This is a genomic window from Methylobacterium sp., assembly GCF_028290105.1.
In the GTDB taxonomy this organism is placed as follows: Bacteria; Pseudomonadota; Alphaproteobacteria; order Rhizobiales; family Beijerinckiaceae; genus Methylobacterium.
On record NZ_JAQGKL010000019.1, the window covers coordinates 1 to 8,543 of the forward strand.

The following is an 8,543-nucleotide window of genomic DNA, read 5'->3' on the forward strand; positions in this document are numbered from 1 at the left end:
TGACTTCCATCACGACGGCGACCAGCCAGCTTCGCGCCCAGGCTTCGACCTTCGGCTCCAACCTCTCGGTGGTGCAGAACCGTCAGGACTTCTCGAAGAACCTGATCAACATCCTCGACACCGGCTCGGCGAACCTGACGAACGCGGACCTCAACGAGGAAGCCGCCAACTCGCAGGCCCTGTCGACCCGCCAGTCGATCGGCATCTCCGCCCTCTCGCTCGCCAACACGGCGCAGCAGAGCATCCTGCAGCTCCTCCGCTAAGGCGGGGCACGCCGCCCGCCTACGGGCCGGCGGTTTTTTTCCACGTCTCGACACCGAAACCTCGACACCGAGACGAAGAAGGCCGGGGCTCATCGCCCCGGCCTTCTTCGTCTCGGTGTTCGGATCGCGCGGGTTCAGGCGGTGCGGTCGAGGGGGCGGGCCACGGACCGAGTCCGGGCCTCGGCGGCCTCCGCATAGGCTCGAGCCTTGAGCACCACCGGGTCGGGAAGCTGCACCACCACGTCGCCTGAATTTGGATCGACCTCTTGGTAGACCACCGCCTTGGTGTCCGTATCGATCCGGATACGGGGTTCCATTGCGGTCTGGGCCGCTTTGGCGTCCTGTATCGGGTCTGAGGTTCGAGGGGCCTCGGCACGGCGGTCGGCGCCTGGGTCCTGGCTCCGGATGTCCACCCGCACCGCCGGTGCGAGGGGCGCTGGGGCCGGGACGGGCTGAACCGGCGGGATCGGGGCCGGCGTGGCGCCGGTGCCGCGGACCGGGGACGTGCCGCCTATGCTGCTGATCGACATCGCACGCTCCTGCTTAGCTGTCGGCTGTCTTGGTCTGCCATCAGACAAGTCGCGCGGCGTGAATGCGATCTTAAGGACTCCCTCCCCGCGCCGGCTTCTTGGCAGGCATGATCAAGCGTCGGGTAACGCGATGCATCGCATTCGAACGAAACGTCAGATCTCGACGGCGTGCGCCGCGCGGCCCATTCCGGCGGGATCGAAGGCGACGCTCTTGACGATGGCGAAGACGGGCGTCCCGGCCGCGAGGCCGAGTTCCGCCACGGAGGTGCGCGTCAGGCGCGCGGACAGCACCGCGCCGTAGCAATCCACCTCCACCAGCATCGTACCCTCGGCGAGGGCGTGCAGGGCGAGCACCTGCCCGCGCAGGCGGTTGCGGGCACTCAGGCCCACGGGGTCGGCGAGGGAGAGCAAGACGTCCCGGGCGGGAACGTGGACCCGCACGCCGGTGCCGGCCGCCAGCGTGAGGTGCGGCACGAGAAGACGGCCCGCCCGGCCGGAGAGGCGCGTCAGGTTCGAGGCCGAGCATTGCCCCTCCACCACCATGTCGAGGAGCGCGCCGGCCTCCGCCGCGTGGAAGTCGCCGAGTTCGCCCCGGCGCAGGATGCCCTCCGCGGGTCCGGCGGCGGCGACCCGGCCGCCCTCCAGCACCACGATGGTGTTGGCGAGCCGCGCCACCTCCGTCACCGCGTGGCTGACATACACGATCGGGATGCCGGCGGCGTCGCGCAGGCGTTCGATCAGCGGCAGGATCTCGGCCTTGCGTTCGGCATCGAGGGCGGCGAGGGGCTCGTCCATGAGGAGGAGGCGGGGGCGCGACAGCAGCGCCCGGCCGATCGCCACGCGCTGGCCCTCGCCGCCGGAGAGGCCGGTGGGCCGGCGGTCGAGGAGGTGGCCGATGCCCAGCAGCGCGATCACCGCCTCCGGCTCAAGGCCGTCGGCGTCCCGACGCGCCCGTGAAAACCAGCGCCCGTAGCGCAGGTTCTGGCGCACCGAGAGATGCGGCATCAGCCGCGCCTCCTGGAACACCGTGCCGATGCGGCGGCGATGGGCGGGCACGTGGAGGCCTCGGCCGGTATCGAGGAGAGTCTCGTCGCCGAGCGTCAAGCGGCCCCGGTCGGGCCGGGCGAGGCCGGCCATGCAGGCGATCACCGTGGACTTGCCCGAGCCCGAGCGCCCGAACAGGGCGGTGAGCCCAGGCGGTGCGGTGAAGGTGACGTCGAGGCGAAAGGCGCCGCGCGCCAGCCCCAGATCGACCGAGAGGCTCATGCGCTCACCCGGCCCCCAACCGCCGTCCGAGGCGCCGGGCGAGCAGTTCCGAGACCAGCAGCGCTCCCATCGACAGGGCGACCGAAATCAGGGTGAGGCGCAGCGCACCGGCCTCGCCGCCGGGGACCTGCGTGAGGGTGTAGATCGCCGAGGGCAGGGTCTGGGTCTCGCCGGGGATGTTCGACACGAAGGTGATGGTGGCGCCGAACTCGCCCATCGCCTTGGCGAAGGCGAGCACCGCCCCAGCCAGGACGCCCGGCATCGCCAGTGGCAGGGTCACGGTGAGGAACACGGCGAAGGGCGGCGCGCCCAGGGTCGCGGCGGCCTGCTCCACCCGGGCATCCACGGCCTCGAGCGAGAGGCGCATCGCTCGCACCATCAGGGGAAACCCCATCACCGCGCAGGCGAGCGCCGCCCCCGTCCAGCGGAACGACAGCACGATGCCGACATCCGCGAGCAACGCCCCGAAGGTTCCCCGCCGGCCGAAGGCGAGGAGCAGGAGGTACCCCGTCACCACCGGCGGCAGGATGAGAGGCAGATGGACGAGCCCGTCGAGGAGCGCCCGGCCGGGAAAGCGCCTGCGCGCGAGGATCCAAGCCACGGCGAGGCCCGGCCCGAGGCTCGCCAGCGTCGCGACCGCCGCCACGCGCAAGCTGAGCGCGATCGCGGTCCATTCGTCCGGGGTCAGGCCGAGGCGGTCCACGATTCGGCGATCAGGTCCGGTTCTCGGCGCCGATCACCGAGAACCCCTGGCGCTCGAAATACACCCGGGCGGCCGGACCGCGCAGATAGGCGAGCAGGGTCGCCGCGTCCGGGTTCGTCGAATCACGGGTGAGCGCGACGGGGTAGATCACCGGCGGGTGGCTCGCCGCCGGAAAGGTGGCGACCACCCGGACGCTCGTGTCCGAGACCGCGTCGGTGGCGTAGACGATGCCCAGCGGCGCCTCGCCGCGCGCCACCAGGAGCAGCGCCGCGCGCACGTTCTCCGCCTGCGCGACGCGGCCCTTCACGCCCTCCCAGGCGCCGAGGCTCTCGAGGGCCACCTTGCCGTACTTGCCGGCGGGCACCGCTTCGACGTTTCCCATGGCGAGACGCCCGTCGCCTAGGACCTTTGTGAGATCGAGCCCGGGCTTAAGGTCGACGGCGAGCGAGGAATCCTTCGGGGCGATCAGCACCAGAGCGTTTCGCAGGAGGTTCGTCCGGGTCGAGGCTTTGATTCCGTCCTTGCCCGCCACGTAATCCATCCAGGCGAGGTCGGCGGAGAGGAACAGGTCGGCGGGCGCCCCGGCCTCGATCTGCTTGGCGAGCGCGCTGGAGGCCGCGTAGGAAATCCGGGCGACCTTACCCGTCTCCTTCGTCCAGGCGGCGACGGCATCGTCGAGGGCGTTCTTCAGGCTGGCGGCGGCAAAGACCACCACCGAGCCTTCGGCCCGCGCCTGAGCGGCCCCGAGCGTTGCCACGAGGGCCAGCATCGCGCCGAGCCACATCCGTCGCGCCTGGATCATGAACTGTCTCCGGAGGATGCCGGCACATCCCAGCGGGTCCGCCATAGCATGGGATCGGCGCTCAGGCGCCCCGATCCTCGTCCTCGCGCGGCGTCCGCTCGGAGCGGTGCAGGCGGCTCAGGAGCACCAGCATCGGTCCGGGCAACGGCCCGGTCAGGAGTTCGGCGTCAGTGAAGCCCCCGCGTTCGCGCACGAGGCGACGGCGGGCGTTGGACGTCTTGGCGAGGACGACCGGTGTTTTTCCACCGGCTCTTCTGATTTTCATACGCACAACGCACGCTCCAACGTCGATCCGAACCTGGAGAAGCGACGAAAAACGTGGGCCCGGACGTTCCGTTCCAGCCAGGGCCACCGGATGGTGGCGGCGGGACGTCGCGGGTGGTAGAGCCCGGGTCATGCTCGAAGGCTTACCTCCCCACCGTCCGACCCACGTGCTCCGCCTCCTCACCGACGAGGGATCGGCCCGTGCGATGACCGATCTGCTGGGGGAGATGTTCGATCCAACCCAGACGGCGGTGGCCGCGTTCGAGGCGGAAGACGGCCGGACTTGGCGTCTGGAGGCCTATTTCGCCGACGCCCCCGACGAGGCGATGATCCGCGACATGATCCGGCCCGTGGTCGGCGACCAGGCGGATGGGGCGACCTTCGAGACCATCGACCAGCAGGATTGGGTGCGGGCCTCCCTGGAGGGACTGAAACCCGTGCGGGCCGGGCGCTTCCTCGTGCATGGCAGCCACGACCGCGAGAACGTGCGGGCGAACGATCTGGCCATCGAGATCGAGGCGGCGCTCGCCTTCGGCACGGGCCATCACGGCACGACGCTCGGCTGCCTGCGCGCGCTCGCCGACGTCCTCAAGCGCGGGCGCCCCGCCCACGTGCTCGATGTCGGCACCGGCACCGGCATCCTGGCGTTCGCGGCGGCCAAAGCCCTGCACACGCCCGTGATCGCGGGTGACCTCGACCCGGAGGCTGTGACCACGGCCGTCGGCAATGCCCGCCTCAACGGTCTCGGGCCTGTGCTGCGGCTCTACCAGGGCCCGGGCGTGCGCCACGCGCTGGCCAACCGGCCGCGCCGCTTCGACGTGGTCTTCGCCAACATCCTGGCGCGCCCCCTGAAGGGGCTGGCGCCTTCGCTGACGGCGGTGGTCGCCGATCAGGGCGTGCTGATCCTCTCCGGTCTCATCGAGCGCGACGTAGCGGGTGTGCTCGCGACCTACCGCCATCGCGGCTTCCACCTCGCCCGCCACGGCCTGATCGAGGGCTGGGCCACCCTGGTGCTGACCCGCGGCGGCGCGGCGCCGCGCCCGCGTCGCGCCCGGTTGCGGCGCTCCTGACGCGCGCGTAACCCTGGGCGCCATGACCCGCGCCCGCTTCCAGACTTTCGACGATCCGAGCCACCGCGAGGGCGCGAGCCGCATCGCGGCCCTGCGGGGGGCCTTGGCCGCAGCCGGCCTCGACGGCTTCGTGGTGCCCCGGGCCGACGAGCACCAGTCGGAATACGTGGCGCCCCAGGCCGAGCGCCTCGCCTGGCTCACGGGCTTCACGGGCTCGGCCGGCACCGCCGTGATTCTCGCGGATGAGGCCGCCCTCGTGGTCGACGGGCGCTACACCCTGCAGGCCCCCGCCGAGGTGGACACCCGCGTGATCACCCCGGTGCCGCTGGCCGAGACCAGCGTCGCGACCTGGGCCGGTGCCCACCTGAAGGCCGGGCAGGTTCTCGGCTACGATCCCTGGCTGCACACGCCGGACGGTGTGGCGCGCCTGGAACGCGCAGTGCTCAAGGCCGGCGCGACCCTGCGGGCCGTGGGCACGAACCCGGTCGACGCCGTCTGGACCGACCGGCCGGGCCCGCCCGCCGGCGCCGTGGTGGCGCATCCACTCGACCTCGCGGGCGAGGCCAGCGCCGACAAGCTCGCGCGCATCCGCGCGGCCCTCGCGGAGGCGGGCGCCGACGCGCTCGTGATCTCGGACCCGCACAACCTCGCCTGGGCCTTCAACCTGCGCGGCGCGGACGTGGCGCACACGCCCTTGGCGCTCGGCTACGCCCTGGTGCCCCGCACGGGCCGGGCCGCCCTCTACCTGACCTCGCCGAACCTCGGGCCGGACCTCCGCGCCGCCCTCGAACCGCTCGCCGATTGTCATTCCCGCGCGGCCTTCGAGGACGACCTCGCAGCCCTGGCGGCAAACGCCGCCCGCATCCGCCTCGACGCCGGCACCGCCGCCGCCGCCCTGAAGGTGCGGGTCGAGACGGCCGACGGCGTGCCCGATATCGGCCCCGACCCGATCACCGCCATGAAGGCCGTGAAGAACGCCGCCGAGATCGCCGGCACCCGCGCCGCCCACCATCGCGACGGCGTCGCGGTCACCCGTTTCCTCGCTTGGCTCGACGCGCAGGCCGAGAGCCTCACCGAGATCGCCGCCGTCGAGGCTCTGGAGGACTTCCGCGCTGAGGGTGGGCTGCTGCGCGACGTTTCCTTCCCGACGATCTCGGGCAGCGGCGCCAACGGGGCCATCGTCCACTACCGGGTGACGCGGGAGACCGACCGGCGGATCGCGCCGGGCGAACTCTTCCTCGTGGATTCCGGCGCGCAATATGCCGACGGCACCACCGACATCACCCGCACGGTGGCGGTCGGCGCGCCCTCGGACGAGCAGCGCGACCGCTTCACCCGCGTGCTCAAGGGCCATATCGGCATCGCCAGCGCGGTGTTCCCGAAAGGCACGACGGGCGCGCAGATCGATTCCTTCGCGCGCCAGCCCCTCTGGGAGGCCGGCCTCGACTTCGACCACGGCACCGGCCACGGCGTCGGCGCTTTCCTCTCGGTGCACGAGGGGCCGCAGCGCATCGCCAAGACCGGCACGGTGGCCCTGGCGCCGGGCATGATCCTCTCCAACGAGCCCGGCTACTACAAGACGGGGGCCTACGGCATCCGCCTGGAGAACCTCGTCCTCGTGGAGACCCGCAGCGTTGCCGGAGGCGAACGCCCGATGCTCGGCTTCGAGACCCTGACGCTGGCCCCCTTCGACCGCCGGCTGATCCAGCCGGACCTGCTGACACCCGACGAGATGGCCTGGATCGACGCCTACCATGCGCGCGTGCGCGCTGCGCTCGAGCCCGACCTCGACGTCACCACGCGGGTTTGGCTGGACGGGGCGACGCGACCGATCGCAGCGTCCTGAGGGCACCCGGCGGGGCGGACAGCGGCCCGGGCAACATCGGGAAACCAAGTCTCGCGCCATCGGGATTTTACCGCATGAGCGAACGGACGTACTCTGTCCGCCCCCATCACAGATATAGGCTCCGATGATCCGGCACTTCGCCCTGGCGCTCGCCCTGTTCGGCCTCGCGATTCCAGCGGCGCATGCGCAAGGGGCTTCACCTGCGCCAGGGACAGCACCCGCACAGGGGTTCCAGGGGTTCAAGGTCCCGGGCGACCTCGTGAAGGCCAGCCTCGTCGGGGAGCCCTCCGCGATCCGGTCGGGCGAGCCCTTCACCGTCGGCATCCGCATGGTGATGCGGCCGCACTGGCACGTCTACTGGCGCAATCCCGGCGATTCGGGTCTCGCTCCGGAGGTTGCCTGGACCCTGCCCGCCGGCTTCGCGGCCGGCCCGCTCCAGTGGCCGGTCCCGAGCCGCATCCCGGTCTCCCACCTCGTGAATTTCGGCTACGAGGGCGAGACGGTCCTCCTCGCGGAGGTGACCCCGCCCGCCTCGCTCGTGCCGGGCAAGCCCGTGACGCTCCAGGCCAAGCTGACCTACCTCGTCTGTGAGCGCGAATGCGTGCCGGGTTCGGCGGAGCTGCGCTTGAGCCTGCCGGTGGCGCAGGCCGGCACCAGCACGGGGCTGAATCCCGGATCGATGATGCTGTTCGAGGCGGCACGCGCCGCGTTGCCGGTGCCCGCGCCCTATGCCGTGCGCTACGGCGCCGAGAACGGGCGCCTTCAGGTGCATCTCGCCACGCCGCCGGACCTCAAAGTGTCCTCGGTCGCCTACTTCCCCTTCGCCGAGACCGCCATCGAGAACGCGGCGCCGCAGGAGGCGCGCAGCGATGCCGGCGGGCTCCACATCGATCTGGCGCGCGGCGACACCACGCTGGCCACCGCGACCCTGCCGGGCGTGCTGACCTTCGAGGAGCCGACGGCGGACGGGACCGTGCGCCGGGCCTACACGATCGGCGAGGCGCCCAGTGCCATCCCGGCCGCCGTGCCACCACCCGCCGCGTCGAGTCCGGCACAGGCACCGGACGAAAGCCTGACCCTCTGGAGCGCGGCCGGCCTCGCCTTCCTGGGCGGCCTCCTGTTGAACCTCATGCCCTGCGTCTTCCCGGTCCTGTCGATCAAGGTTCTGAGTCTCGTCAGACATTCGGGGGAGTCGGCGGGCCGCGTACGTCTGCACGGGCTTGCCTACACCGCCGGCGTACTCGCGGCCTTCCTGTCGCTGGCGGGCCTGCTCATCGTCCTGAAGGGCGCCGGCGCCGGCATCGGCTGGGGCTTCCAGCTGCAATCGCCCCTGGTGGTGGCTGGCCTCGCCTACCTCCTGTTCGCCATGGGGCTCAGCCTGTCGGGCGTGGTGCATGTGGGCGCCGGCATCGCGGGGATCGGCGACGGCCTGACCCGCCGCGCCGGGCTCGAAGGCTCGTTCTTCACCGGAGTCCTCGCCACGGTGGTGGCCACCCCCTGCACCGCGCCCTTCATGGGGTCTGCGGTGGGCTTCGCACTGACGCAGGACGCGGGCGTCAGCCTGGTGGTCTTCGCGAGCCTCGGGCTCGGTCTCGCCCTGCCCTTCCTGGTGCTGACTCTGTGGCCGGCGGCCCTGCGCCGCCTGCCCCGACCGGGCGCCTGGATGGACACCCTGAAGGGCGCACTCGCCTTCCCAATCTACGCCACGGTGGCTTGGCTGGTCTGGGTCCTGTCGCAGCAGGTCGGCTCGGCGGGCCTGCTCGCCGCCCTGATCGGCCTCGTCCTGGTGGGATTTTCCG

The 8,543-nt window shown here is 71.7% G+C and carries 9 protein-coding genes; 4 read left to right on the forward strand and 5 right to left on the reverse strand.

All coding sequences use genetic code 11. The annotated features are described in order from the left end of the window. The coding region (locus JWQ05_RS01680) for a flagellin (RefSeq protein ID WP_299653517.1) at nucleotides 1-263 on the forward strand (263 nt) is incomplete at its 5' end. A 134-nt stretch (nucleotides 264-397) separates the two neighbouring features. Here JWQ05_RS01680 and JWQ05_RS01685 read toward each other — a convergent pair. The 5 genes from JWQ05_RS01685 to JWQ05_RS01705 all read right to left on the reverse strand — a co-directional run bounded on the left by JWQ05_RS01685 (nucleotide 398) and on the right by JWQ05_RS01705 (nucleotide 3,835). Next, a complete protein-coding gene (locus JWQ05_RS01685) occupies nucleotides 398-793 on the reverse strand; it encodes a hypothetical protein (protein ID WP_299653520.1) in 396 nt (131 codons plus the stop codon). Nucleotides 794-946: 153 nt separating this feature from the next. Beyond that, on the reverse strand, nucleotides 947-2,059 hold the full coding sequence (gene modC / locus JWQ05_RS01690; RefSeq protein ID WP_299653523.1) for a molybdenum ABC transporter ATP-binding protein: 1,113 nt from the start codon (nucleotides 2,057-2,059) through the stop codon (nucleotides 947-949). Between the two features lie 4 nt (nucleotides 2,060-2,063). Continuing rightward, entirely contained in the window at nucleotides 2,064-2,765 is a 702-nt protein-coding gene (modB, locus tag JWQ05_RS01695) for a molybdate ABC transporter permease subunit (protein ID WP_299653539.1), read from the reverse strand. 7 nt (nucleotides 2,766-2,772) lie between these two features. Further along, nucleotides 2,773-3,564 (reverse strand): molybdate ABC transporter substrate-binding protein, encoded by a 792-nt coding sequence (gene modA, locus JWQ05_RS01700; RefSeq protein WP_299653526.1) that lies wholly within the window; start codon nucleotides 3,562-3,564, stop codon nucleotides 2,773-2,775. A 61-nt stretch (nucleotides 3,565-3,625) separates the two neighbouring features. After that, nucleotides 3,626-3,835: a hypothetical protein gene (locus JWQ05_RS01705; RefSeq protein WP_299653529.1), complete on the reverse strand. Its 210-nt coding sequence runs from the start codon at nucleotides 3,833-3,835 to the stop codon at nucleotides 3,626-3,628. Between the two features lie 124 nt (nucleotides 3,836-3,959). Between JWQ05_RS01705 and JWQ05_RS01710 the strand changes: the two genes are divergently transcribed. From JWQ05_RS01710 to JWQ05_RS01720, 3 genes are all read left to right on the forward strand, one after another. After that, complete coding sequence (locus tag JWQ05_RS01710; protein ID WP_299653531.1) at nucleotides 3,960-4,898, forward strand: 50S ribosomal protein L11 methyltransferase; 939 nt, start codon at nucleotides 3,960-3,962, stop codon at nucleotides 4,896-4,898. A gap of 22 nt (nucleotides 4,899-4,920) precedes the next feature. Further along, entirely contained in the window at nucleotides 4,921-6,744 is a 1,824-nt protein-coding gene (locus JWQ05_RS01715; protein WP_299653534.1) for an aminopeptidase P family protein, read from the forward strand. Nucleotides 6,745-6,868: 124 nt separating this feature from the next. After that, nucleotides 6,869-8,543, forward strand: a 1,675-nt coding sequence (locus tag JWQ05_RS01720) for a protein-disulfide reductase DsbD domain-containing protein (RefSeq protein WP_299653536.1), incomplete at its 3' end; no start/stop codon positions are given.